General features: G+C 66.7%; 24 protein-coding genes. 6 read left to right on the forward strand and 18 right to left on the reverse strand.

Going from position 1 to position 25,571, the window contains the following annotated elements; translation table 11 throughout:
* Window positions 1-47: 47 nt before the first annotated feature.
* From QM693_RS02320 to QM693_RS02335, 4 genes are read right to left on the reverse strand one after another with little or no spacing between them, the layout of a single operon-like run.
* Window positions 48-806, reverse strand: a complete 759-nt coding sequence (locus QM693_RS02320) for an SDR family NAD(P)-dependent oxidoreductase (protein WP_283332193.1) — start codon at window positions 804-806, stop codon at window positions 48-50.
* The gene (locus tag QM693_RS02325; protein WP_283351237.1) at window positions 803-2,368 is read right to left on the reverse strand and encodes an acyl-CoA carboxylase subunit beta; all 1,566 of its coding nucleotides are present in this window, start codon (window positions 2,366-2,368) and stop codon (window positions 803-805) included. Before QM693_RS02325 ends, QM693_RS02320 begins: the two co-directional genes overlap by 4 nt.
* Before the next feature lie 53 nt (window positions 2,369-2,421).
* Window positions 2,422-3,171, reverse strand: a complete 750-nt coding sequence (locus QM693_RS02330) for an SDR family NAD(P)-dependent oxidoreductase (protein ID WP_064080348.1) — start codon at window positions 3,169-3,171, stop codon at window positions 2,422-2,424.
* A gap of 1 nt (window position 3,172) precedes the next feature.
* Entirely contained in the window at window positions 3,173-4,963 is a 1,791-nt protein-coding gene (locus tag QM693_RS02335; protein WP_283351238.1) for an acetyl/propionyl/methylcrotonyl-CoA carboxylase subunit alpha, read from the reverse strand.
* Between the two features lie 188 nt (window positions 4,964-5,151).
* Here QM693_RS02335 and QM693_RS02340 point away from each other — a divergent pair, with 188 nt between their 5' ends.
* Window positions 5,152-6,015: an acyl-CoA thioesterase gene (locus QM693_RS02340; protein WP_283351239.1), complete on the forward strand. Its 864-nt coding sequence runs from the start codon at window positions 5,152-5,154 to the stop codon at window positions 6,013-6,015.
* Window positions 6,016-6,030: 15 nt separating this feature from the next.
* Here the strand turns inward: QM693_RS02340 and QM693_RS02345 are convergent, their stop codons facing one another.
* From QM693_RS02345 to QM693_RS02355, 3 genes are all read right to left on the reverse strand, one after another.
* Complete coding sequence (locus QM693_RS02345) at window positions 6,031-6,348, reverse strand: EthD family reductase (RefSeq protein ID WP_005565859.1); 318 nt, start codon at window positions 6,346-6,348, stop codon at window positions 6,031-6,033.
* Window positions 6,349-6,462: 114 nt separating this feature from the next.
* Window positions 6,463-8,049, reverse strand: a complete 1,587-nt coding sequence (locus tag QM693_RS02350) for a solute symporter family protein (protein ID WP_025433374.1) — start codon at window positions 8,047-8,049, stop codon at window positions 6,463-6,465.
* Window positions 8,042-8,383 carry a DUF485 domain-containing protein gene (locus QM693_RS02355; protein WP_283351473.1) on the reverse strand — a complete coding sequence of 114 codons (342 nt, stop codon included), beginning with the start codon at window positions 8,381-8,383 and terminating at the stop codon, window positions 8,042-8,044. The genes QM693_RS02350 and QM693_RS02355 overlap by 8 nt, the downstream gene beginning before the upstream one ends.
* 295 nt (window positions 8,384-8,678) lie before the next feature.
* Between QM693_RS02355 and QM693_RS02360 the strand changes: the two genes are divergently transcribed.
* From QM693_RS02360 to QM693_RS02380, 5 genes are all read left to right on the forward strand, one after another.
* Entirely contained in the window at window positions 8,679-9,851 is a 1,173-nt protein-coding gene (locus tag QM693_RS02360) for an acyl-CoA dehydrogenase family protein (protein ID WP_283351240.1), read from the forward strand.
* 41 nt (window positions 9,852-9,892) lie between these two features.
* Window positions 9,893-10,294 carry a cupin domain-containing protein gene (locus QM693_RS02365; protein WP_005565853.1) on the forward strand — a complete coding sequence of 134 codons (402 nt, stop codon included), beginning with the start codon at window positions 9,893-9,895 and terminating at the stop codon, window positions 10,292-10,294.
* Between the two features lie 28 nt (window positions 10,295-10,322).
* Window positions 10,323-11,426 (forward strand): NADH:flavin oxidoreductase/NADH oxidase, encoded by a 1,104-nt coding sequence (locus QM693_RS02370; RefSeq protein WP_283351241.1) that lies wholly within the window; start codon window positions 10,323-10,325, stop codon window positions 11,424-11,426.
* A gap of 187 nt (window positions 11,427-11,613) precedes the next feature.
* On the forward strand, window positions 11,614-13,077 hold the full coding sequence (locus QM693_RS02375; protein WP_283351242.1) for an aldehyde dehydrogenase family protein: 1,464 nt from the start codon (window positions 11,614-11,616) through the stop codon (window positions 13,075-13,077).
* Between the two features lie 339 nt (window positions 13,078-13,416).
* Window positions 13,417-14,700 (forward strand): MFS transporter, encoded by a 1,284-nt coding sequence (locus tag QM693_RS02380; RefSeq protein WP_283332185.1) that lies wholly within the window; start codon window positions 13,417-13,419, stop codon window positions 14,698-14,700.
* A 263-nt stretch (window positions 14,701-14,963) separates the two neighbouring features.
* On the opposite strand, the gene QM693_RS02385 is transcribed toward QM693_RS02380, so the two are convergent.
* The 11 genes from QM693_RS02385 to QM693_RS02435 all read right to left on the reverse strand — a co-directional run bounded on the left by QM693_RS02385 (window position 14,964) and on the right by QM693_RS02435 (window position 25,564).
* Entirely contained in the window at window positions 14,964-15,878 is a 915-nt protein-coding gene (locus QM693_RS02385) for an SDR family NAD(P)-dependent oxidoreductase (RefSeq protein WP_283351243.1), read from the reverse strand.
* Complete coding sequence (locus tag QM693_RS02390) at window positions 15,844-16,029, reverse strand: hypothetical protein (protein ID WP_283351244.1); 186 nt, start codon at window positions 16,027-16,029, stop codon at window positions 15,844-15,846. The genes QM693_RS02385 and QM693_RS02390 overlap by 35 nt, the downstream gene beginning before the upstream one ends.
* 377 nt (window positions 16,030-16,406) lie before the next feature.
* A complete protein-coding gene (locus QM693_RS02395) occupies window positions 16,407-16,919 on the reverse strand; it encodes a nuclear transport factor 2 family protein (RefSeq protein WP_283351245.1) in 513 nt (170 codons plus the stop codon).
* Between the two features lie 42 nt (window positions 16,920-16,961).
* Window positions 16,962-17,822, reverse strand: coding sequence for an LLM class F420-dependent oxidoreductase (locus QM693_RS02400; RefSeq protein WP_283351246.1), 861 nt, complete (start codon window positions 17,820-17,822; stop codon window positions 16,962-16,964).
* A 45-nt stretch (window positions 17,823-17,867) separates the two neighbouring features.
* Window positions 17,868-18,221: an EthD family reductase gene (locus tag QM693_RS02405; protein ID WP_283351247.1), complete on the reverse strand. Its 354-nt coding sequence runs from the start codon at window positions 18,219-18,221 to the stop codon at window positions 17,868-17,870.
* A gap of 43 nt (window positions 18,222-18,264) precedes the next feature.
* Entirely contained in the window at window positions 18,265-19,116 is an 852-nt protein-coding gene (locus QM693_RS02410; protein WP_005565841.1) for a mycofactocin-coupled SDR family oxidoreductase, read from the reverse strand.
* Window positions 19,113-20,138 (reverse strand): ABC transporter permease, encoded by a 1,026-nt coding sequence (locus QM693_RS02415; RefSeq protein WP_283351248.1) that lies wholly within the window; start codon window positions 20,136-20,138, stop codon window positions 19,113-19,115. Before QM693_RS02415 ends, QM693_RS02410 begins: the two co-directional genes overlap by 4 nt.
* A 3-nt stretch (window positions 20,139-20,141) precedes the next feature.
* Entirely contained in the window at window positions 20,142-22,682 is a 2,541-nt protein-coding gene (locus tag QM693_RS02420; protein WP_502942583.1) for an ATP-binding cassette domain-containing protein, read from the reverse strand.
* Between the two features lie 63 nt (window positions 22,683-22,745).
* Window positions 22,746-23,870, reverse strand: a complete 1,125-nt coding sequence (locus QM693_RS02425) for a substrate-binding domain-containing protein (protein ID WP_005565836.1) — start codon at window positions 23,868-23,870, stop codon at window positions 22,746-22,748.
* 393 nt (window positions 23,871-24,263) lie between these two features.
* Complete coding sequence (locus tag QM693_RS02430; protein WP_005565832.1) at window positions 24,264-25,100, reverse strand: fumarylacetoacetate hydrolase family protein; 837 nt, start codon at window positions 25,098-25,100, stop codon at window positions 24,264-24,266.
* Window positions 25,097-25,564, reverse strand: coding sequence for a MaoC family dehydratase (locus QM693_RS02435; protein WP_005565830.1), 468 nt, complete (start codon window positions 25,562-25,564; stop codon window positions 25,097-25,099). The genes QM693_RS02430 and QM693_RS02435 overlap by 4 nt, the downstream gene beginning before the upstream one ends.
* Window positions 25,565-25,571: the final 7 nt, after the last annotated feature.

The raw sequence follows: 25,571 nt of genomic DNA on the forward strand, positions 1-25,571 counted from the left end.
GGGCCCGGGATCCGGGTGCCGAAAGCGAATGGCGAGGATGCGCGGCGTCAGAGCGCCATACCACCATCCACCGGAAGAACGACACCGGTCGTCCAGTCGTCCTCGAGCGCGAACCGTGCGATCCACCGGGCGGTGTCGACGGGATCGCCGACCCGGCGCAGTGGAATCGCCTCAGCCCGCTCGCGGAGTAGCGTCGACTCTTGCTCCGCGCTCATTCCGGCGGTCCGGTAGATCGCGGTCGGCGTCGGTCCGGGAGCGACGGAATTGACCCGAACCCCCTCAGGCCCCAACTCGAGGGCCCAGCACCGGGTCAGGTGCGCGACCGCCGCCTTCGACGCCGCGTAGTGCGCATTGCTGGCGGTGGGCTTGAGGGCGACCGAGCTGGCCACGTTCACGATGGACCCCCGGCTGCTCTTGAGCGCCGGGAGCAACGCCTGCGTGACCACCGTCGTCCCGAGTACGTTCACCTCGAACAGTGCACGCACCGACGCGGCACTGACGTCGGCCAGCGGACCGACCAAAAACGCGCCTGCGCAGTTGATCACGAAGTCAATGCGGCCCCAGTGCTTCAACGCCGCCGACGCTGCGGATCCGACCACCGCCGCATCAGTGACATCGACGGTACGGGGAGCGACCTCCTCACGCCCGGCAAGATCTGCCAGCGCCTCGTCGCTGCGATCCCACGCGTCGACGCGGGCGCCGTGGTCGACCAGCACTTCGAGGCAGGCCCGACCGATCCCGGTGCCCGCACCGGTGACGACACCGGTGAGACGTTCCCGCCGCGGCGCGAGCACCGGCGCGCTCATACCGGGGTGACGCCATTTCGGCGGGCGGGCGCGGTGCGGTCCCGCTTCCGGTAGAGCGCCAGACGCTGGGTGAGCTCGTTGCGCAGCTCGTTCGCGGGCACGACCGCTTCGACGGCGTTCTCGTTGGCGATCTTGAACACGTCGATCCCGGCGGCGTACTCGGCCTGCTTCTCGGCGATGAACGCGGCCCGCTCCTCCGGATCCTCGATGGCCTGGATGCGGTTGTAGTGGATGCCGTTCACGGCGGCATCCGGGCCCATCAGGGCGGGCTTGGCCGTCGGCAGCGCGATCAGGGCGTCCGGCTGCATCGGGGCACCGGACATTGCGAGGTACCCGCCGCCGTATGCCTTGCGCAGCAGCACCGTGATGCGGGGCACGCGGGCCTCGGAGACGGCGAAGATCATCTTCGCGCCGTGCCGGATGATGCCCTGTCGTTCGACCTCGGAGCCGATCATGTAGCCGGCGATGTCGACCAGGAACAGGATCGGGATGTTGTAGGCGTTGCAGATCCAGATGAACCGGGCGGCCTTGTCGGAGGAGTCGGGGAAGATTACCCCGCCCTTCACGGTGGGCTGGTTGGCGACGATGCCGACGCTTTGGCCGTTCAGGCGCGCGAATCCGGTGACCAGTTCCGGGGCGAACAAATCCTTGTACGGGAAGAAGCTGGCGTCGTCGACGAGGGAGTCGATCAGCTCGTGGATGTCGAAGATCTCGGATTCGACCTCGGGGACGATCTCCTTGATGGTCCGGGTACCGGACGGGTCGGCCGGAGCGGTGATCGGGGGCTCCTGCTGCCAGTTCGACGGCAGGAACGACAGCCATACCCGCACGGCGGCAATCGCTTCGGCGTCGTCCTCGACGAGGACGTCGGAGAGACCGGAGACGGTCGAGTGCATCTCCGCCCCACCCATCTCTTCGAGGGTGACGTCCTCACCGGTCACCATCTGAGCCAGGCGGGGGGAGCCGAGGTAGGCGGTGGCGTGACCGCGGACCATGATCGTCAGATCGCACAGCGCGGGCACGTAGGCCGAGCCGGCGGGGGAGGGCCCGAAGAGGGCGCAGACCTGGGGGACGCGGCCGGAGATCTGGACCTGGTTGTAGAAGATGTTGCCCCAGGCACGGCGGCCGACGAAGCTTTCGAACTGTTCGTCGATGCGGGCGCCCGCGGAGTCGAACAGGTACACGATCGGGGTGCCGGTGGAGTCGGCGAGTTCCTGGGCGCGGACGATCTTCTCGAAGGTGCGCTTGCCCCAGGTGCCGGCCTTGACGGTGTAGTCGTTGGCGATGACGACGACATCGCGGCCGTCGACCTTGCCGACCGCGGTGACGACGGCGTCGCCGGGCAGGCCTTCGTCGTAGCGGGCGAGCAGGCCGTCCTCGAAGGACCAGCTGTTGTCGAACAGGAGTTCCAACCGGTCGCGCACGAGCATCTTGCCGGCATCGATCTGCTTCTGGCGTTGCTTCTCCGAGCCACCGAGCCGGGCCTTGGCCAGCCGCGTCTCGAGCTCTTCGTGCGGGCCGACCGGGGCCGCTGTGGTCTTCTCGTCGAGAATGTCAGTCATGATCTTTCCAAACTGTTTCGGAGGTAGTGGATTACGAATCGTCGGTGGGGGCGCTACTTGTAGCTGAACAGCAGGGAGGCGCCGCCGTCGATGACGGTGGTGGTGCCGTTGACCCCGCGTGAGGTGCGGCCCGCGAGGAAACCGATGACCGCGGCGACGTCGTCGGGGTCGAGAATGCGTCCGGTCGGTGTCTTGGCCGCCATCCGCTCTGCCGCGGGGCGGTCGAGCATCGGGGTGACCATCGCGCCGGGGGCGACGGCGTTCACGGTGACCGCGGTGCCCCAGAAGTCGAACATCAGGGAGCTGGTCAGGTTGATCAGTGCGGCCTTGGAGGCGGCGTAGGCGGGGTACTCGTAGCCGCGGGTGCCGGCGAAGGACGCGCAGTTGATTACTCGCCCGTACTCGGCGGCCTTCAGATCGTCCGCGAAGGCCTGGGTGAGCAGGAACGGGGCGGTGACGTTGACGTCCATGACCTGCCGCCAGGAGTCGGCGGTGGTGTCGGCGAGATGGGTGCGGCGCAGGATGCCGGCGATGTTGACCAGATGGGATACCTGGCCGAGGTCGACGTGCACCGCGTCGACCAACGAGCCGGCCGCCGATTCGGAGGTGATGTCCACGCCGTACGCGGCGCTGGTGACCCCGTTGTTGCCCAGTTCGGTGGCGGTGCGCTTGGCCGCGACTTCGTCGATGTCGACGCAGGCCACCGCCAGGCCGAGTTCGCCGAGCACCGTGGCGGTGACGGCTCCGAGTCCGCCTCCGGCGCCGGTGACGACCGCGACCGGCGGCCCTGCGGGTGTGGTCATCTCACTCACCTGCCGCCGCGACGGTGGCCAGGGATGCTCCGGCCGCCACGACCTGCCCGACCTCGACGTGCAAGGACTCGACGACACCGTTAACGGCGGCGCGGATCGGGTTTTGCATCTTCATCGCCTCCAGCACCATCAGCACCTGCCCCGCCTCGACCTGGGCGCCGACCTCGACGTCGATCTGCGCGACCGTGCCCTGCATCGGGCTCTTGGCCTCACCGCTCGCCGCGGCGCCGCCGCCCCGCTTCTTCCGTGGTCCGCCGGTCGCGGCGCGGCGCGCCTGCGGCTCGGCGACGGGCGCGGCAGCGGCCGGGCCGGCGGGGGTGAAGAACGGGATGACGTAGCGGCGGTCACCGACCCACGCCTCGTTGCGGGGCAGCATCTCCTCGGTGTCCTCGGCATCGGTGTCGGACAGGTCCTCGACCGGCGGCAGCAGCGAGGCGAAGTCGATGTCGCGCTCGAGCCAGTTGGTGTGCATGGCGACGTTGCGGAAGTCCTTGTGCGCAATGATCTGTCGTGCGGCCGGGACGGTGGTGGGCACGCCGTCGATGATCAGCTCGTCGAGGGCGAGGGTCAGCCGGTCCAGGGCGCGGTCTCGGGTCGGCGCCCACACGATGAGCTTGCCGACCAGGCTGTCGTAGTACGGCTGGACCTCGTCGCCGGATTCGTAGCCCCCGTCCCAGCGGACGCCGGCGCGCGTCGGTGCCTGCACGGTGGCGATCGGGCCGGGGCTGGGCATGAACAGGGCGCCGCGGGTGTCCTCGGCGTTGACGCGGACCTCGATCGCGTGCCCTCGCGGGTCGGCGCCGGACTCGGTGATCGACAGCGGCTCGCCGGCGGCGACGGCGAGTTGCTCGGCGACCAGATCCAGGCCCAGGGTCATCTCGGTGACCGGGTGCTCGACCTGGATGCGGGTGTTCATCTCCAGGAAGTAGAAGGCCTCCCGGTCGGCCTCGACGAGGAACTCGACGGTGCCGGCGCCGACGTAGCCGACCTGCTTGGCCAGGCGGACCGACGCCTCGCCCATGGCGCGGCGCAGCTCGTCCGACAGGCCGGGGGCGGGTGCTTCCTCGATCAGCTTCTGGTGCCGGCGCTGCACCGAGCAGTCGCGGTCGCCGATCCATACCGCATTGCCGTGGGTGTCGGCGAAGACCTGGACCTCGACGTGGCGAGCGCTGGACAGGTACCGCTCGAGGTAGACGTCGTCACGACCGAACGCGGCGGCGGATTCCTGCTTGGCCGAGGCGAACGCGGATTCGGCGTCCGAGGCCGAGGCGACCATGCGCATGCCGCGGCCGCCACCGCCGTAGGTGGCCTTGATCGCCACCGGGTAGCCGTGCTCGTCACCGAACGCGATCACGTCCGCCACGGAGGCGATGGTGCCCTGCGAGCCGGGGACCTGCGGGACGTCGGCCTTCGCGGCGAGATCGCGGGCGGCGATCTTCGAACCCATCACCTCGATCGCCGAGGAGGGCGGCCCGATGAAGATCAATCCCGCGTCTTCCACGGCCTTGGCGAACGCCGCGTTCTCGGCCAGGAAGCCGTAGCCGGGGTGCACGGCCTGCGCACCGGTGCTCTTGGCGGCCTCGATGATCTTGTCGATCGCCAGGTACGACTCCGACGCGGAGGCCGCGCCGAGCAGGACCGCCTCGTCGGCCAGCCGCACATGCAGTGCCTTCTCGTCCGCCTCCGAGTACACGGCGACGCTGGCTACACCGGCCTCTGCACACGTGCGAATGATGCGGACCGCGATTTCGCCGCGGTTGGCGACGAGGACCTTGGACAACATGCCCGGACTCCTTGGGGTTTCGAAATACCTGTTCGATGGACGCCCCGGTGTGGGGTCGCCTTCGTAAGACCATGTCGCTTAGACAAACAATCGTACGTTCGCTTACGGTACCGTCAGATGTGGTAACGGTCAACGATGGTCCCCGCCGCATCCGTGAGGTGGGGTCGACGACAGAGAGGGCGCGGACGGTGATTGCCTCTGCCGAAGAACTCGAGTCCCTGGTCGACGCCCTGCGAGTGACCCCCGCGGGGGTGAGCCGGTTCGATGGTCCGACCTCGGTGCGCAAACTTCCCCGGCTCTTCGGCGGACAGGTTCTCGCGCAGGCCGTGATGGCGGCCGGTGCGACCGTGCCCGCCGACCGGTATCCGCATTCGCTGCATACGCTGTTCCTGCGGGGTGGAGACCCTGGTGCGCCCGTCGCCTATCAGGTGACGATTCTGCGAGACGGCCGCTCCTACAGCGCTCGCGCCGTCACCGCCACCCAGGGCGATGATGTGCTGGCGACACTGCAGCTCTCGTTCGCCACCGAGCAGGACGGCCCTGAGCACGAATGGTCCCCGCCCCTGACCGGGACTGCACCGGACGAACTGTTGCCGCTGCACGAGCAACTCGAGGGCGAGAGTGCGATGCTGCCGGAGTGGTGGTCGCAACCCCACCCCTTCGATTTCCGCTTTCTCGAACATCCTGAGGCGCTGGCCGCGGCCGGCACCCGGAATCCCGAGCAGCAATTCTGGGTGCGCGCGGCCACCACGGTCCCGGACGAGCCGCTTCTGCACACTGCCCTGTTGGCATATGTCAGCGACCTGACCCTGCTCGACCCGGCGCTGATGCCGCACGGGCGCTCCTGGTACGGCAACCGGGTGATCGCCGGTGCCAGCATCGACCACGCGATGTGGTTCCACCGGCCGTTCTCGGTGAACGAGTGGATGCTGTGTCGGCAGGTCAGTCCGATCGCGACCGGTGGCCGGTGCCTGTGCACCTGCGACTTCACCACCGAGGCGGGTGCGCGCATCGCGTCGGCCTCCCAGGAGGGCGTTCTGCGCGAACCCTGACCTCGACGGCGCCGTTCAGACCGGCACGATCTCCGACTCGGAGGCGAGGAACCAGGTGATGTTCCCGATGAACTCTTCCTCGTGCTCGCGGACGGCGTCCGCCTCCGGCGAGGAGAACGCCTGGGCCACCGCGGCGACGGAGGGGAACCACAGCTCCGCCATCCCGTCGTACGCCCATTCCGTGCGATGCTCGATTGCCGGGTTCTGCACGTAGCGCTCGAGTTCCGGGAGCTTCCATACGTACTGGGGGTGCTCGACGTTCCAGTACCGGAGGAACTCGTCGCGAGAGAGCTCGGACTTCGAGGTGATCAGCGCAACGATCTTGACGGACATACATTTCTCCTTCAGTCGGGGTCGGCGACGGTAGAAGTTCGGCGACCAATCGGGAATGCACGGCGGCGTTCGCCCGGAGATGACAGCTTCCGGTCGAACGCCGCCGTGAGGGGATCAGTGCGCGAGGGTCTTCGTCTTGTCCAGACCTGCCCCGGTCAGGGCTCGCACTTGAAGTTCGTCGAAGGCGGCGTCATTTGCGGGCTCGCGACTGAGGTAGCTGCCCACGATGCACCCGAGGAATCCGGCGGGCACCGACAGCAGGATCGGGAAGGCCAGCGGGAAGGGTGCGGTGGTCGTCAGTGAATCCGACAGCAGCGGAGCCAGACTCGGCCACACCAGCGGACCGGTCAGAATCAGCGCCAGCGCCGTCAGCAGACCCGACAGCGCCCCGACTACGGCGCCGAGGGTACGCATCCGCCGCCAGAGCAATGTCATGATCAGGACGGGGAAGTTCGCGCTGGCCGCGGTGGAGGTCGCCAGCGTGGCCAGGAAGGTCACGTTCTGGGTGCCGCCGATGGCCAGGGTGACACCGACGGTGACGATCACCAACGCCACCGCCGCGATCCGGCCGACCGTCATTTCCTCGGTTTCGGGACGGTGGAACGTCTTGGCCCACAGGTCGTGGGCGATCGTGCTCGACGCGCTGAGGACCAAGCCGGCCGATACCGCCAGCAGCGTGGCGATCGAGACCGCGACCACCAGCGCCAGCAGCAGGTCGGACGCGAAGCCGTCCCCGCCGCCGAGCCAGACGGTCAAGGCGGGCAGGGCGAGATTGCCGCCCTTGCCGGCGATTTCCTCCCCGCCGGCGCCGAGGGCGGCGCGTGCCGAGATGCCGAGGAACGCGATGAGGACGTTGAATCCACCGATCAGGCTGATCGCCCAGATCGCGGACTTGCGTGCCTCGATGGCGTCGGGAACGGTGAAGAACCGCATCAGCACATGAGGCAGGCCCACCGCGGACAACGTCACGGCCACTGCCATGGAGATGATGTTCCAGGGCCCCTTGAAGGAGTTGCCGGTGGCCAGGTAGTGATCGCCGAATTTACTCTGCGAGACCGCCTGCTCGATGATGTTGAGCGGGTTGGGATCGATCCGGATGAGAACCAGGATCACCAGCAGCGCGACGACGCTCATCAGGGCCACGGCCTTGATGATCTGCAGCCACGTCGTGGCGAGCATTCCGCCGAAGAGCACATAGGTCAGCATGAGGACCGCGGCAATCACCACGCCCCAGGAGAAGTCGATTCCGGCGAGTGCCTCCATCAGCACGCCGCCCGCAACCATCTGGGCGAGGAGGTAGAAGACGCAGATGAAGAGCGTCGAGATCGCCGAGACGATGCGGACCGGACCGGACCGCAGTCGGGTGGCGAGCGCGTCGGCGAACGTGAAACGCCCCAGATTGCGCAGCTTTTCGGCGATCAGGAACATCACCATCAGGAAGATCCCGCACGCGAAGATCGCGTAGACGATGCCGTCCATGCCGTAGAGGTAGGCCAGCCCGGCGTAACCCAGCAGGGAGGCCGAGGACAGGAAGTCGCCGGCGATGGCGGTGCCGTTCTTGCGTCCGGTCATACCGCCGCCGGCCGTCCAGAACTCCGCCGACGTCTTCGTGCGGCGCGAGGCGAAGTAGGTCGCCACGAAGGTGGTCGCCAGCAGCAGGATGGTGACGACGACGGCGGTGGTGTTGAATCCGTCAGACATTGCCCGCGACCTCTCGCTCCCGGGTGGCGGGCACGCTCAGCACGGCCGCGGCCAGGATGTCCCAGTGGCGTGCGCGGCGCACGTACCAGGCGCCGAGGCTCATCACCGTCGCGACGTAGGCCAGGGACAGGATCAGCCCGACGCTCAGACCCGCTACGGGGCGCTTGGCGATGATCTCCGGGGCGAAGGCGGCGAAGCCGACGAGCGCGCAGAATGCCACCGCGAAAACGCTCCAGGCAACGGTGAAGAAACTTCGGCGGTCACGTCGCAGGCGGAGCATCGACGGTTCCGACCAGAGCCGACTCCAGTCGACAGCGGTCTCGGTGGGAGGCATGGTCACCCTTTCTCGTGATGGTCGGTGCCGTCTTTCGCGGGTGAAACGCGAGTTCACGACGAGTGAGGGCGGGGCCGGTTGCGTTGTGGGACCGTGCGGCCTGCACGCCCTCTGTAATGGGCATCACACACGCTATACGAACGGGTGTTTGTTTGTCTAGGTGGACGGAATGGCCTTCCGGCCCCTTGGAAAAACGTGCGTTCGTTTGTATTGTGGGATGGGTGACCTGGTCACAGCGCGACGGCCGCACCTTTGTATCCCGAAGGGCGCGGTCACCCCGAGTCGGAGGAGTCTCATGATCGGAAGCGGCACCCTGCCGGACACCACGGAGCAAGCGGATCTGCGCGAGATGGTGCGAGAGATCATCGAACGATGTGCACCCCCGCAGCGGGTCAGGGAACTCGATGATGCCAACGCGTTCGACCTCGAGCTGTACCGGGCGCTAGGGGAGGCCGGGCTGATCGGACTCGATGCCCAGGCCGACGGCACGAGCGGCGCCGACCCGAGACTCCAGATCATCGTCCTCGAAGAGCTCGCCGCCGGCCCGACCTCGATGGCGGTGTGCCTCGTCGTGCAGTACATGGGCGTCGGACTGCTCACCGAGTACGGCAGCGACCAGCAGCGCAGCACCGTCCTGGCCCCACTCCTCGACGGCAGCGAGCGGGTCGCCTTCGCGCTGACCGAACCCGACGGCGGCACCGACGTCGCTCGCGTCATGCGCACCCGGGCAAAGAAGTCCGATGGCGGCCGGTGGGTACTCAACGGCGCCAAAACCTGGATCTCGGGTCCGCAGCACGCGAGGAATCTCATCGTCCTGGCCCGGACCTCGACGCCTGAGTCTTCGCCGATCGACGGCATCACCATGTTCGTTGTCCCGACCGACACTCCCGGCATCACCGTGCGGGAACTCGATACCTTCGCCATCCACAGCCTGGACACCTGCGAGGTCACCTTCGACAACGTCGAAATCGATGCCTCCGCCGTCCTCGGGCACGTCGACCAGGGGTTCCGGCAGGTGCTGGGCACTCTCAACGGGGAACGACTCAACGCCGCCGCCGCCGCACTCGGGATCGCGCGGGGCGCGCTGGAAGCCGCCGTCGACTACGGCCGCCAGCGTCAGGTGTTCGGGCGTCCGGTCGGCAGCTTCCAAGCCGGCCAGCACCGGCTCGTCGACGGCGCCATCGCGATCGAGTCGGCCCGGGCCCTGATGCTCCAGGCCGCCGAGGCCACCGCCACCGGGAAACGCGCCGACATTCTCAGCGCCATGGCCAAGGTCGCCGCCTCCGATGCGGCGGTCGCCGTCACCGACGCCGGCATGCGTCTGATGGGCGGATCCGGGTTCAGCAAGGAGTACCCGATGGAGCGGTTGTTCCGCGACGCCCGCCTCTACACCTTCGCCCCACTGACCAACGAGATGCTCCGCAACCACATCGGTGAGAAGTACCTGGGATTGCCGCGGTCGTTCTGACTCGCTCACCCGCACACCACAACACAGAAAGAAACACCATCATGCCCGCGATCACCCCCTTCGCCGACGAACTCAACGCACTTCCGCCGCTGGCCTCGCGCTACGTCGACGTCGACGCCCTGCCCTGGCGCCCTTCCGGGTACGAAGGCATCGATATCAAGGTGCTGCTCAAGGATGAGGAGAGCGGTCTGCTCACCGCCCTGTTCCGCTGGCAGCCCGGATCGGTCCTGCCGCTGCACGAGCACGTCCGGATCGAGCAGACCTGGGTGCTCGAAGGAAGCATCGTCGACGAGGAAGGCGAGACCACCGTCGGGAACTTCTCGTGGCGCCCGCAGGGCAACCAGCACCGCGCCTCTGCGCCGAACGGGGCACTGGTGCTGTGTTTCTTCCTGACCCCCAACAAGTTCCTCGAGGGCCCGAAGGCCGGCTCGACGCTGGAATAGCCGCACCACCCCGACCTAGGAGTTCGTGTTGTCTCAACCCACTATTCATCGAACGCGGCTGTTCTCACCGCTGACCCTGCGCGGTGTGACCTTCCGAAACCGTCTCTGGGTGGCGCCGATGTGTCAATTCTCCGCCGACGACGGCGTACCCGACGACTGGCATCTCGTGCACCTCGGCTCGTTCGCCAAGGGCAAGGCCGGCCTGGTTCTCACCGAGGCGACCGGGGTCAGCCCGGAAGGGCGGATCAGCCCCAAGTGCACCGGGCTGTGGAACGACACGCAGCTCGAGGCGTTCGCCCGCATCAATCGGTTCGTCACGGAGCACGGATCGATCCCCGGTATCCAACTCGCGCACGCCGGCCGCAAGGCCTCCGCGCAGGTTCCCTGGGAGGGCGACGGCACCGTCCCGATCAGCGAGGGCGGCTGGGAGACGGTCGGTCCCTCGGCGACCGCCTGGGGAGACCAGGCGGTGCCACGCGAGATGACCGTCGCCGACATCGCGAAGGTGGTCACCGACTTCGCCGACGCCGCCACCCGTGCCCTGGCCGCAGGATTCCGGGTCGTCGAGATCCACGCCGCACACGGATACCTGCTCCACCAGTTCCTGTCGCCGATCACCAACCGGCGCACCGACGACTACGGCGGAGACCCCCACCGCCGCGCCCGGCTGCTGCGGGAGATCATCGCCGCTGTTCGCGCGGTCTGGCCGGAGGAGTTGCCGCTGTTGCTGCGGATCTCCGCCACCGACTGGGCCGAGGACGGCTGGGACGTCGACGACAGCGTCGCACTGATTCGCTCGCTCGAGGGTTCCGGGATCGACCTCGTCGACGTCTCCAGCGGTGGCCTGACCCCGGAGCAGAAGATCACCGTGGGACCGGGATACCAGGTGCCGTTCGCTCGCCGGATTCGCAACGACACATCCCTGCCGGTCGCGGCCGTCGGGCTGATCACCGACTCCTCCCAGGCCGAGCAAGTCCTCGTCGACGGAGCCGCGGACGCTGTTTTCGTCGGACGGAACCTGCTGCGCGAGCCGATGTGGCCGCTCAAGGCGGCAAAGGAACTCGGCGTCGAGGACACGCTCGACTGGCCGATCCCGTACCGGTCGGCCCGCTACCGCGGCAACATCCCCTGATCTCCCGGTGGGCGCCGATCGTTGACATGGATGGGTGCCCACCCGGTACCGTAAGAAAACAATCGTTCGTATGTGGTAAGCGTGCCGGGTCCCGAGGACTTCCGCGCGCGCCGGGCGGCACCCACGGCCGCATCATCGCCGCCAGCGTTCGTGTGTTCGCCGAGCAGCTCTACCTGAAGGAGAAAAGATGTCCGAGACCAGCCCCAGCCGTCATCAACTGCTGATCGACGGTAAGTGGGTGGATCCGGTCGAAGGCGGCACTGTCGACGTCTTCAACCCGTCGACCGGAGAAAAGCTCGCCGAGATCGCCGCAGGCGGCCCGCGCGATGTCGAATTGGCGGTGCAGGCTGCCCGCCGCGCATTCGACGACGGCCCGTGGCGGCGGCTGCCGGCCGAGGCCCGCGCCCGGATCCTGCACCGCTTCGCGGACCTCGTCGAGGCCAACGCGGACGAGATCGCCCTCATCGACACCCAGGACTGCGGAAAGCCCTACGCGTTCATCCGCGACATCGACCTGCCGAACATGGCCGACCTGCTGCGCTACATGGCCGGGTGGACCACCAAGCTCGAGGGACGCACCATCCCGCTGTCGCGGCAGAACCCCGGAGACTTCTTCTCCTACACCCGGCGGCAGCCGGTCGGCGTGGTCGCCCAGATCATCCCCTGGAACGGCGCCGCGCTCGCCGCGGTCTGGAAGCTGGCCCCGGCACTCGCCGCCGGATGCACCGTGGTGCTCAAACCCGCCGAACTCGCCTCCCTGGCCCCGCTGCGCCTGGCGGAGTTGGCCGTCGAAGCCGGTGTGCCCGACGGAGTGGTCAACGTGATCACCGGAACAGGTGCGGACGCCGGTGCTCCGTTGGCCGGTCACCCGCAGGTCGACAAGGTCGCGTTCACCGGCTCGGTCGAGACCGGCAAGAGGATCGTCGTCGCGGCGGCATCGAACCTGAGCAAGCTGACCCTCGAACTCGGCGGCAAATCCCCCAATGTCATCTACGACGACGCCGATCTCGACATCGCCGTCGACGGAGTGCTCGGTGCCGTCCTCTATGCCCAGGGTGAGGCCTGCACGGCCGGGTCGCGGCTGTATGTGCAGCGCAACGTCTACGACGAGGTCCAGGCCCGTATCGCCGCCAAGGTGCCGGAGATCAAGATCGGCCCCAGCGCCGAGCGCGGCGTCCTGGTCGGCCCGATGATCTCCGACCAGCACCGCTCCAAGGTCAAGACCTTCGTCGAGGGCGCGCTCAGTGACGGAGCGGAGATCATCGCCGGTGGTGCCCAGACCCGCGAGCCCGGTTACTACCTCGAGCCGACCGTGCTCGGCGGGGTCGACGACGACATGACCATCGCCCGGGAGGAGATCTTCGGTCCGGTTGTTTCGCTGATGCCGTTCGACGACGAAGCCGAGGTGTTGCGCCGCGCGAACGACACCACCTACGGTCTGGCGGCCGGTGTGTGGACGAGCAACGTCGGTCGCGCCCACCGCTTCGCCGAGGCGGTCAACGCCGGCGCGGTATGGGTCAACTGCTACAACGTCTTCGACGCCGCGCTGCCGTTCGGCGGCTTCAAGCAGTCCGGCTGGGGTAAGGAGATGGGCGGCGAAGCCCTCGACGGTTACCTGCAGAGCAAGGCGGTTACCGTCTCGCTCGCCTGACCACTGTTCGTCGACCCTCCCGTAAACGCCCGGCTGGTGCACCAGCCGGGCGTTTTGCGCGTTCCGTGGGCGAATCCCGGTGGGTCATCTCACCACTCGATCGCGTTGGGCGCGTCCGGTCCTGAATCCTCGTTGTGACCGTTGACACGACAGGTGATGCCGCACTAACATACGTACGTTCGTTTTGCTGATGCGGTTCCGTTCCGAGCTACCGCACCTTCCGTTCCGGGTGCGATTCACGGTCGAATTCACCACGCGCCGTGTGTACTCCGGTCCGTCGCGCTCGTCCCGACTGCGCCTCCTGCCTTGCGGGCGGCGCCCCAGACACAGGAGCACGTCATGACAACCTCGACGCTCACCGGCGCGCGTGTGACATCCACGCGCGCGCCCCTCTACAGCTGGTGGGTCCTGCTGGTCAGCCTGCTGTGCTTCATGTGTTGCTTCATCGGTCTGAACACCGTGGCCGTGTTCGGCACGGTCATCCAGGACGACTGGGGGATCAACGCCACCCAGCTGTCCTTGCTCACCACCGCATCGATGCTCACGTTCTGCGTGGTTCCGGTCTTCGCCGGCAAGTGGGCCGCCCGTATCGGGGTGAAGAAGATCGTCGTCATCGGCCTGCTCTGCAATGTCGTTTCGGGGCTGTTGATCCCGGTCGTCGGTGAGTCCTACACCGGCATGCTCGTGCTGCGTCTGCTCCTGGGCTGCTGCGGCGGCGTGATGAATGCCTCGCTGGCCACCCATGCATCCTTGTGGTTTCCCAAGAACCGGCGCGGTTTCGCGACCGGCCTCCTGATGGGCTTCCTCGGCGTCGGCTTCTCGATCACCTCGTTCGCCGGACCGCTGCTGACCGACAGCGGCATGTCGTGGGAGGTCGCCTCGATGTGGCTGACCGTGGTCCCGAGCATCGCCTGCGGTGCGTTGTTCGTGCTCACCGTCAAGGACTTCCACAAGTCCCACCCCGGTGTGCCCTCGATGGACGCCCTCGTTGCCGAACCCGTCGGACTCCGGCGCCCGCACTCGACCCGTTTCGACGCGCTCCCCAAACCGGGATCACTCGCCGAGGCGCTGCGCAGCTCCCGAGTGTGGTGGTCCTCGCTGTACGGTGCAGGCACTGCGATCACCCTTTACGGGCTTTCCTACGCCCTGCCCTTGTTCCTCGAACAAGACCGCGGCATGACGCTGCTCGAAGCCTCGGCGATCATCGGCGTCACCTTCATGTTCAAACTCGTCGCGGCTCCCATCGGCGGGCTGATGTCGGACCGGCTCTTCCGCGGCGAGCGATTCCAGACGAACATGATCGGTGCCGGTCTGGCCGGCATCATGGTGGTCGCCCTGCCCGGGATTCCCGCGAGCACTCTCGGGATCTACCTGTGCATGATGTTCCTGGCAGCCTCGTTGTACGGTGGCACCTACTGGGCGTGGGCGGCGGAACTGTCTCAGCCGCAGGCGAACTACCAGACGAGCGGACTCATCGTCACCGTCAGCAACGTCGGAGCAGTCCTCGCCGCGCCGATGCTCGGATTGATCATCGACGCCACCGGCAGCGCCACCTACGCCATGGTCACCATCGGAGTCCTCGGCCTGCTGAGCGTGGAGTGCGCCCGCCGCTCCCGGCTGTAGACCCACACTCAACCCCCTGATCGCCGACCGCGAGACCGCATACCAGCCGTTGCGTCATCCTTGCGGGTCGGCTCCCAAACGCTCTCCGGTTCCGGGCGGTTCACACGACGGCGTCGCGAGTCCGGAGCCGGAGAGCACTCCCGCGCACTCTGCGGGTCGTGCTCGACAACACCCGAGATGCCTTGCATGACGGGACGAGCACTGACAAAGGGGGCTCGGACCGCGATCCGGTCCGAGCCCCCTTTGTCGTCGAAGTAGGGAAGTCAGCGGATGGTCCAACCGCCGTCCGCGACGTAGACCGCGCCGTGCACAAAGCTCGCCTCGTCGCTGACCAGGAACAGCGCGACGTTCGCCAACTCCTCTGGCTGCGCGTGCCGGCCCGCCGGTGCACTACGCAGCGCCTCCACGACCGGCAGATCCTCGTTGTACAAGATATCCTTGGACATCCCGGTTTCCACCGCACCGGGCGCGATCGCGTTCACCCGCACATTCTGGTGCGCGTAGTCGAACGACATCTGCCGGGTGAACCCGACCACACCATGCTTGGAACTGGTGTACGCAGCACCGCCCCCACCGGCGATGAACGCGGCGACCGAGGCGGTGTTAACGATCGACCCACCGCCAGCAGCAATCATCGACGGCAACACCGCGCGGGTCACCAAGAACATGCCCTTGAGATTGACGCCGATGATGCGGTCCCACAGCGCCTCGTCGGTGTCGAGGAGCGGGGCATAATCGTCGAGCACACCGGCGTTGTTCATCAGCACCGTCACCTCACCCGCCACACCCGCGGTCTCGGCGGCCGCCGCTGCCACCGCCGACGCGTCGGAGATATCGACCGCCACCCCGTGAGCCCGGCCGCCCGCCCGGCGGATCTCGGTGACCACCGCATCGATCCCGACCGGATCGAGGTCCCATACGACGACCTCAGCGCCTTCGGACGCGAATCGTAGAGCGCTGGCCCGGCCGATCCCCGACGCGCCGCCGGTGATCACCGCCGTCCGATCGGCAAGACGAGTCCCGGTTCCACTGGCAGTTTCGATCACAATTTCCTCCCTGAAACGTTGATGATGAATACACGGCCACTTATCGCACCGGCCGCCCATGCCGCCACGCACCGGATCGGTGCGAACTCGGCGCTCCTCAGTTGTTCGTCGACCGCGGGTAATGCTCGGCAATGTCCCGCGCATCCTCTCGAGCACAGTGACCGTCGGCCACGATCTGCCAGAGTGCGGCGACGAACTGATCTTCCGTCAGTGCGAAGTGCACCAGCAGTTCGTCGGACGGAACGCCGCCGTAGGGCAGCCAGGCCAGCGCCACACGAACCATCGCGTGCGCATCGGTCTCCGCCGGAGGACGCGACCTCCTACTGCGCCGTCCCGCTTCTTGCGCCGCAGTCGCTTATAACGCTCGACATGAGCGTCTACATCAGTAGACGCTATCTTTCCGAATCGGCTGGGCTGCATGGCGATAACTTCCAAATGCGCTGCACTGCGTGATTCCTGGATCGCGGCCCACAGCAAAGCGTGAGGCCCACCCGTCGAACAATTGAAAGGAGCGGACCGGCGGATAAGGTGTTGTGCCACTTCCGTCGCGGATGGGATGCCCCGCTGTGCGGGGCGACGGAGGTGACCCCGTAGCCCCGCAGTTGACAACTCGGCCTCGCTCGGGATGGCCGGAGCGGCCGAATGGGTGCTGCCGCAGCCTCAGTCGCGGAAGGGCTGCTTGACCCAGCCCTGGTCCCAATTGGACACCTGGTGGGTGCGTCCGCGCAGTTCCTGGAAATACCAGGTGCCGTCGCGCTTGACGAACTGATCGGTGTAGTTGATCGTCAGGATGACCGGGTCCTTCTTGGTGGCGTCCTGGCTGTTCTCGATGGTGCACAGGCACAGCAGGTAGAAGTATCCGGTTGCGCTCTGGCCGTCGTCGGCGAGCTCCACACGTGGGGCGATCATGTAGTGCAGAGCCCAGGTGATCTTGTCCGACAACGCCCGGAAGTGCGCCTTGATCTCCTCGTGGCCGGTCATGGATCCACCCTCGCCGTCCACGACCCACCGGCCGTCGTCGACGAACAGGCCGGCGATGCCCTCCGGGTCGTAGCCGTTGTCGCAGAAGCCGGCGTAGCGGTACTTGAGCTGTTCGATTGCGCGGACGTCTTCGAGTCGTATCAGTCGCTCGGCGACCTCGGCGATGCTCACATCCGCGGTAGTGGTGTTCATGGTTTCGAGTCCTCCTGTGAGGGGTGAGTTCTGGAAGGTTTGTCAGGAGATCTGTGCGAGGACCTTGGAGACCGTCTCGAGGTTGCGCATGCCCTCGCCCGGGTCATCTGCCGGATCGACCCACAGCACTGCCCGTTCGATCCCCAATTCTCGATAGCTCTCGAGTGCTGCAGGATCCGGCGGCGCCGAGGCCACCGCGATACCCACGGACTCGGGATCACGACCGGACTCCTCGACGACCCTACGAAACTCGGGCACCGTCTTCGACAGAGTCGGATCCTCCGCCGAGGGCACGACGTACCAGGCGTCGGCCCACTCGGCGGCGTGCCGCATCGTGGTCGGACCGGCGCCGCCGAGGTAGGTGCGTGGACCATTCGGTTGCGCGGGTTTGGGCCACGCCCAGGAGGGGGCGAGGGACGCCCGCTGCCCGTCGTAACTCGCCTCCTCCTCGGTCCACAGTGCCTGCATGACCTTGAGCTTGTCGCGGACGGTCGAATAGCGCTGCTTCCACACGACGCCGTGTGCCTCGGCCTCCTCGACGTTCCACCCCATGCCGACGCCGCAGATGACGCGGCCGCCGGAGAGGTGGTCGAGGGTGGCGATCTGCTTGGCTTTGGCGATCGGATCGTGTTGGGCGAGGAGGCAGATGCCGGTCCCGAGCATGATCGTCTGCGTGTGTGCGGCGATCATCGACATCGTGACGATTTGGTCGTAGGTGCGTAGGTAGAACCCGGGTAGTTCGGGCCCGCCATAGGGGATCGGGTAGTCGGTTTTACGGGACACCGGGAAATGTGTGTGTTCGGGCACGAACAGGGACTCGAATCCGTACCCTTCCGCGGCCTGCCCGAACTCAATGGGGTCCGGACCCTGATCGGTGAAGAAGTAAACGACGCCCACATCCATGACGGGCTCCTAACTAGTGTCTGCGTGTAAGGGACGCCGACGGCTTCAGGCGTCGTCGACGACGACGTGGTCCTCGAGGACCACGACGTAGTGCTTGCCGATGAAGTTCTCGACATCCGCGAGTGCCGCCTGACCGTCCTCGGATGCCCAACCGGCCTCCATCGCCTCGGCGCTCTCGTAGTCGAGAACGGCCAGACCGTCGATCCCGAATCCGTTGTCGGGTTCGGTGGCACCTTCCTGCGGAACGACGTGCCGCTGCACGTAGCGGATCACGCCGGGCACCTGCGCGGCGAGCGGGGCGTGCTTTTCTCGCCAGTACTCGTCGAACTGGGCGAACGACATACCCGGCTTGCGTCCGATCAGTGCGATCGTGCGGACCGGTCCACCATTGACTGTCATTGATTTTCTCTCTCTGTTGGGGTCTTTGGAGGGAAGTGTGTTGTCAGCCGGGGTACTTCGCGAGCATTCCGGCATCGACGGGCAGCGCGGTGCCGGTCACATAACGCGACTCGTCGCTGGCCAGCCACAGGACGGCCTCGGAGATGTCGGCAGAGTCCACCCACGGCACCGGCAGCAGGTTGATCCGCCCGAGAACGTCGATCCCGTCGTCGAGGGTCGGGTTCTCGAGGTCGGGCCGGAAGATCTTCGCCGCCGTCGGATTGTCGATCATGTCCGTGCGGACATTGGTCGGATGCACGGTATTCACCCGGATGCTGTGCGGAGCAACCTCGTTCGCGACCGAGCCGACCAGTCCGACCAGCGCGTGCTTGGCGGCGCTGTAGTGCGCCACGTGCGGCACACCGCGAATGCCCGCGATGGAACTGATCGCGATGATCGACCCGCCTCGGCCGCCGGCGATGATGTGCGGCAGCGCCGCCTTCATCGTCTGCCAGACGCCTGTGAGGTTGATGTCGATCAGGGTGTCCCATTCGGCACGGGTCAGCTCCCAGGAGGGCTTGGCTGCTCCGAGCACGCCCGCGTTGGCGACGACGATGTCGAGTCGACCGAGTTCGGCGGCGGCCTCGGCGACCGCGGCGATGATCGACTCGTCACGGACGTCGGCTTCGATCATCACCACCCTGCGGCCCCGCTCCTCCACCAGGCGTGCGGTCTCTTTCAGGTCCGCGTGGTCAGGCATTGCGTAGCTCACCTGGTCGATCGGGCGTACCGAGTCGAGCAGGATGAGATCCGCGCCTTCGTCCGCGAGGGTGAGAGCGTGCGATCGACCTTGGCCGCGGGCGGCGCCGGTCACGAAGGCCACCTTCTCGTGCAGTCGCTGACCGATGTTCGTCATGCAGATTCCTTTCGGGGAGTCAGACGTTGGATGACGTGACGCAGGTCCAGTTGCTGTGCTCCCACCGCGACGGCGATGACCACTGCCTGGACGAGGAACTGTGTGGAAGAGGGCGCTCCGAGGGAGAGCACGAGCTGGGTCAGCTGGCTCAGAAACAGGGCCCCGACCGCCGTGCCGATGATGTTGCCGCGACCACCGGTCAGCGCGGTGCCGCCGACGACCACAGCTGCGATGGCCGGCAGGAGGTAGCTGGTGCCGGCATTGGTGTTCGGTGTGCTCACGTACCCGGCCAGCAGGACACCGGCGCCGCTGTAACACAGTGCCGCGGCGACGTATCCGCTGATCTTGAGTCGGGCGGTGCGCACACCCGCGGCGCGGGCGGTCCGCTCGTTGGACCCGACGGCGACTACCCGGCGCCCCCAGGCGGTGCGCCCTGTCGCGAATACCGTCACGATCATCAGCAACACTGCAAGCCACACCGTGTTGGAAACACCGACCGTTTTTTCCAGAGCGAAGTCGGACACACTTTGCGGTGCGCGGGTCGGGGTTCCTCCGGAGTATGCGAGGGCGGCCCCCATCAGGACGGCGTTGACTGCCAAAGTGGCCACCAGCGGGGTCACCGAGAATGCCGAGACGACGATGCCGTTGACCAGTCCGACGACGACGGCGATGGCGGCGACGACCAGCAGAGCGGCGAGGATACTGCCGTGATCCTGGGCGTACTGGCTGCTGACCAGCGCGGCGAGGGTCATCATGCCGGGCAGCGACAGGTCGATGCCCTTGAGCATGACCACGATGGTCTGCCCGATCGCCGCGATCGCCAGGATTCCGGCGAAGGGCAGTAGCGAGTCGATAGCGCTGCCCGAGATGCTGCCGGGGGCGATCAGCCAGCTGAACAGGAACAGTGCCACAGTGATCGCGATGACCGAGCTGGTGCCGTTCCAGGTCGGGGTCCAACGGCGACCGCCGGTGGACTCGTTCCCGGACTTCTGGGGGAGTTGTTGTTCTTGTGTTGCGCTCACGGGTCAGCTCCGCTCTGCGAGGGTTCGGGACTTCGAGTAGAAGGCGGCCGCGGCGATGGTCAGACCGCCGAGAAGCCACTGCTGCCAATACAGCGGCAGCCCGATGAACTGGACGACCGTGTTGATCTGGATCACCAGCACTGCGCCGAGGCAGGCTCCGATGAACGAGCCGCGCCCGCCGAAGATGGAGGCGCCGCCGAGGACCGCGGCACCGATGCTGGCGAGGGTGTAGCTGTCACCGATACTGGCGTTGCCGGTACCGGCCTGCGCCATGAGCAGCACGGCTGCCGGGACGATCAGCACCGAGCAGCTCACGTAGGCGGCCAGAGTGATCCACTTGGTGCGGACTCCGATGCGGTCAGCCGTGGCGTGCTGGGATCCGGTGGCTCGCAGTCGGACACCGAACATGGTGCGGTACATGGCGACTTCGAGAAGCACCGCCACGACGATTGCCACAACCAGCATGATCGGTACGAATCCGAGCTTGGTCGATGCGTACGAGGTGAAGACTGGATCGATCTTGCCCGCGGGCAGCGGACGCAGGAGGTAGGCGATGCCCTGGATCGCGGTGTAGGTCACCAGTGTTGCGATCAACGGGTTGATCTTGACGACGACCGCCAGTGTCCAGTTCACCAGGCCGACAACCGCGGCGACGATCGCGAGGACGACCAGGCCGATGATCATGCCGATGGGTGTCTTGTACGCCGACAGCACGAATGAGCCGACAACGACGAGCAGACCGGCCAGTGGGCCCACCGACAGGTCGATGCCCCCGATCATCATCACCACCTGCTGTGCCATCGCGAAGAACGCGAGGGTGGCCAGCAGCGGCAGGATCAGACCAAAGTTGCGTGACGTGAGGTAGAACTCGCTCTGGAGGATCGCGACGATCGCCAGCAGCACGGTGGCGAGCGCGAGAATCGCGGCGGGCGTCAGGTCGCTGCGGGAGATCTTCCGGCCGAGCGTGACCTTCCGCAGCGCCGTACCGACCCGGCTACGACTACCTGTTGCGCTGAGCGCGGCGTGGGCGATGCCGTGCTCGGTCAGTTCGTCGCCGACGAGCTCCTTCGCGGCCTTCCCCCGGGAGAAGACGATGACCCGGTCACAAAGCTGCTCGAGTTCCGCCGCCGACGAGGAGAGCACGATGATCGCCGCCCCGCGCGCCGCCGCCTCTCGGAGGATGGTGTAGATCTCCTCCCGCGCACCGATGTCGACACCCTGGGTGGGCTCATCGGCGAGAATCACCGTGGACTCGGTCATCAGCACCCGGCTGAGCACGACCTTCTGCTGGTTTCCGCCCGAGAGGGTGGTGATGTCGACCTCGGGGGAGGGAGCCTTGACCCGCATCGACGCGAACGTCTCGGAAGTGGCCTTGCGCTCGCGCAGGCGTGAGAGGGCACCAAAGCGGGTGAACCGCCCCAGCGAGGCCAGCGAGGCGTTCTCCCGAAGGCTCAGTCCCGGCAGGATGCCCTCGTTGTGCCGGTCGTGGGGGAGATAGGCGATCCCACCGGCCAGTGCGGTGGTCGGGCTCGACGTCTTGGCCGGGCGGCCGTCGATCTCGACGGTGCCGTGGTTGCTGACCAGACCGCCGAGCGCGCGGAGCACCTCACGTTGGCCTTGTCCCTCGACACCGGCGAACCCGACGATTTCGCCGGCGCGTACCTGCAGGTGAAGGTCGTCGAAACCCTCGCCGGAGAAGTCGGTGATCTGTAGCAAGGTGTCACCGAGCCGGCTCGAGCGGGTGTCGGCCCGCGTGTGACCGCGCGTGAGTTCCCGGCCGACGACGAGGTTGACCACGTCCTGCTCGGTGACGTCGGCGCCGGTGAACGTGCCGACCAGCGCGCCGTCGCGCAGCACCGATACGGTGTGGGCGATCTGCTTGACCTCGTTGAGGCGGTGCGAGATGTAGACGACGGCACCGCCGGCCGCGATCAGCTCCGACACCAGCCGGAACAACTCCGCGACTGCAGGCGGTAGGAGGTGCTCGGTGGGCTCGTCGAGAACGATGACCTTCGGCTCCTCGGCCAGAGCCTTGGCGATTTCGACGACGAACCGCGCGTCCGGCTGCAACTCGCGCACCGGAGTGCGTGGATCGATCGACGCCACGTTGCTCCACCGCGCGAGGATGCCTTCTGCCCAGCTGACCTGGTCCCCGACGGATGGGCGTAGTTCCTCGGGCATGCTCAGGCGCATGTTCTCGGCGACCGTCAGGTCCGGAAGGAGGGCTGGTTCCTGGTAGACGATGGCCAAACCCTGTTCGCGGCACCACGCCGGGGACGGGTCGGCGGCGGCGACGCCACCGATCTCCACCGTCCCCGAATCGGCGGTGATCGAACCGGCCGCAATGCCGACGAGCGTGGACTTGCCGGCGCCGTTCTGGCCGACCAGCGCATGAACCTCGCCGCGCCGGACCGTCAGCGAGACGTTCTTGATTGCGTGCACGCCCGGGTACTTCTTGTCCACCGCTTCGAGCCGGAGAACGACGTCCTGATCGGGCACTTCGTGAACGGGACTTTCCTGAACCTGTACGTCACTCACGTACATCACATCCTCGACAATGTCTTGCTGAGTCATAGTTGACCACTCCTTATCCCTGGCGCCCAGCCGCTACTGGAAGACGGCCGAGAGCTGCTCGGGCGAGAGCGCCGAGGACAGGTCGGCGTCCGGCGGCAGATCCTCGCGGCAGGTCGGGAGCTTGCCGCCCAGGGTGTCGACGAACGTGGGCAGTTCGAAGTTCTCCGGCTCGTTGTCGGGCCGGCCGTTGAGTGCGGCGAGCGCCTTGCGGGCTGCGATGCGTACGACGGTCGTGGTGCCGTCGAGGGTCAACAACTGAAAGCCGGGGTTGGCCTCGTGGTGCTGCAGCCACATGCACCCGAGTTCGTTGTCGGTAGCGGAGGTGGCCAGCGGCGGGATCGGCCGACCGGCGTTGATGAAGGCGCGCAGTCCACCTTTCGATGCGACACCGTAATCCGATGCCAGGGCGTCGATCTCGGGGTACTTGGTCAATGCGCCGGCCATGGCGCGCTGTTCGTATGCCGCGTCCCAGCTCGAGGGCTGCGGCTCGTTGGTCAGCGGGGTGAAGGGATCACCGAGCTCCTTGGAGGTCTCGTTGATTCCGTCCCACAGGGCGACCGTCGAGGGGCTTCCGCCCGGTAGTCCACCGCTGAAGAGCAGTTTGCTGCCCGGCTGGACCTGGCCGCCCAGCCACTTGGCCATCGTGTCGCCCTCGACGTCGAAGTTGTACTGGACGTAGCCGTCGTAGTCGACACCGACCTCACCGCCGGGATCGGCGATGTAGGGGACGACGACCACGCCGGCGTCATGGGCGTTCTTCAGGGCGCTGAGGGCCTGGCTGCCGAAGTCGTCGTACGTGACGATCGCATCGAAACCCTGTGCGGTGTAAGAATTGATCGCGGTGATGTACTTCTGCAGATCGTTGTCGGCCTGGGTGTACTCGAGGGTCACGTTGGGGCAGGCGGAGAGTTCGTCGGTGAGTTCGGCCTGCGTGATCTTGCGCCACGAGTTGGCACCGAATCCGGCGACGTGCGCGATCTTGAGTGGCTGGTCACCACAGAGCTGCTCGACCGGCAGGGCCTGGCCGCCGTCGCTCGTCGAACCTCCTGAGCTGCCACCCGATTCTGCCGGAGCACTGGCCGTGCATGCCGCGACGCTGAGGACTGCGCTGAGGGCAACTCCGGCAAGGGCTGCGCGACGACAAGACAGAGCGTTCATGGATTTTCCTTCTTCTGCCAGACACAGACGAACGTTTGCTCGTTTGTTTGTATTGTGGCGTAGAGCACAGCATCCGTCAACGGGTGATCTACGGCATGCCGCTACCTGGACGATTGGGTATTTCGCGGCCGTCGCACGCCGACAGGGCAGTGCCGCACGTGACGCGCCCTCATTGTCGACGCACCAACCCTGTTGCGTCGGTGGGTAACCGCACGTGTGCTCGCTGCCGTGGGGTTCGGTGTCGCGCGAACACTGGGGGTGGGAACCGAGGTGCGCGATCTGGGGCCGCAGGGCTCGAAGGACGCTCGCGAAGCAACGGCCACTAGCCCTTCCGGTCCGTGACGGACTGGAAGGGCTGGGCCGTGCCGTATTCGATTGTGGAGCGCGGAGGGGTCAGCCGACCGGGACCGGGGCGGCAACGCACACGGTGTTGCGCAGCGTGCCCAGGCCGGTGATCTCCGTGGTGAGTGTCTGGCCGTCAGACAGATGCGTTCCGGTCGGGTGGCCGACCCCGCCGGGAGTTCCGGTCAAGATCACGTCCCCGGCCTGCAGGGTGACGATGTGGGAGATGTACTCGATCAACCGGGCCGGGGTGAACACCAGGTCGCCGGTCAAGTCCGACTGGACGGTGGCACCGTCGACGAGAGTGTTCAGGGTGGCACCGAGCGAAAACTCGTCCGGGGTCACCAGCGTCGGACCGAGCGGGCACGTTCCCTCGAACGTCTTGCCCTGCAGCCACTGTTGAGTCCGATATTGGTAGTCGCGCATGGTGACATCGTTGGCGACCGCGAAGCCGGCGATGTACTCGCCGGCGTCGGCGGCCTGCACCGATCTCGCCTTCTTGCCGATGACGACGGCGAGCTCCCCTTCCCAGTCGACCTGCTGATCGGCGTAGGCCGGGACGTGGATGTCGTCGTAGGCGCCGATGAGCGCTTCGGGGAACTTGGCAAACAAGGTCGGGTAGCGGGGGAGTTCGCGTCCCATCTCCTCGATGTGGTTCGCATAGTTCAGGCCCACGCACACGATCTTCGTCGGGTGCGTGACCACGGGGGCGTACTCCACGGCACCGAGGTCGACAACCTGCCCGGAGGCCTCGGTGGCGATGCGGTGCCAGTGCGGGTCGCGTAGCAGATCCGAGAGGCTGGGATAGGGCTCGATCAGCACCGCGTTTCCGCCGTCGATCCGTGCGGCGGCGGTCGATCCCTCCACACGCAGCGTGGCCAGTTTCATGAGACGGCGACCTCGGCGGGCTTCTTGAGCATCAGACCGGATCGCTGGACGCGGCAGACCAGTTTGTCGTTCTGGTTGAAACCGCGGTGCTCGAAGCGCACGATGCCGGTATCCGGGCGGGACTTCGACTCGCGGCGCGACAGAATCTCGGTTTCCACGCGCAGGGTGTCGCCGATCAGCACCGGCGCGGGGAAGGCGATCTCCTCGAACCCGAGGTTGCCCAGCGTCGTTCCGAGAGTCGTTTCCTGCACCGGAATACCGACGACGACGCCGAGGGTGAAGACGCTATTGACGATGCGCTCGCCGTACATGCTGTCCTTGGCGAACTCGGCATCGAGGTGCAGCGGCTGCACGTTCATCGTGAGCGTCGTGAACAGCAGGTTGTCCGTTTCGGTCACTGTACGGGTCACCGCGTGCTTGATGGTGAGCTCCGGCTCGAGTTCTTCGAAATACAATCCACTCATTTTAGGG

Origin of the sequence: Rhodococcus sp. IEGM 1305, from assembly GCF_030058635.1 — a bacterium.
Taxonomy (GTDB): Bacteria; Actinomycetota; Actinomycetes; order Mycobacteriales; family Mycobacteriaceae; genus Rhodococcus_F; species Rhodococcus_F opacus_D.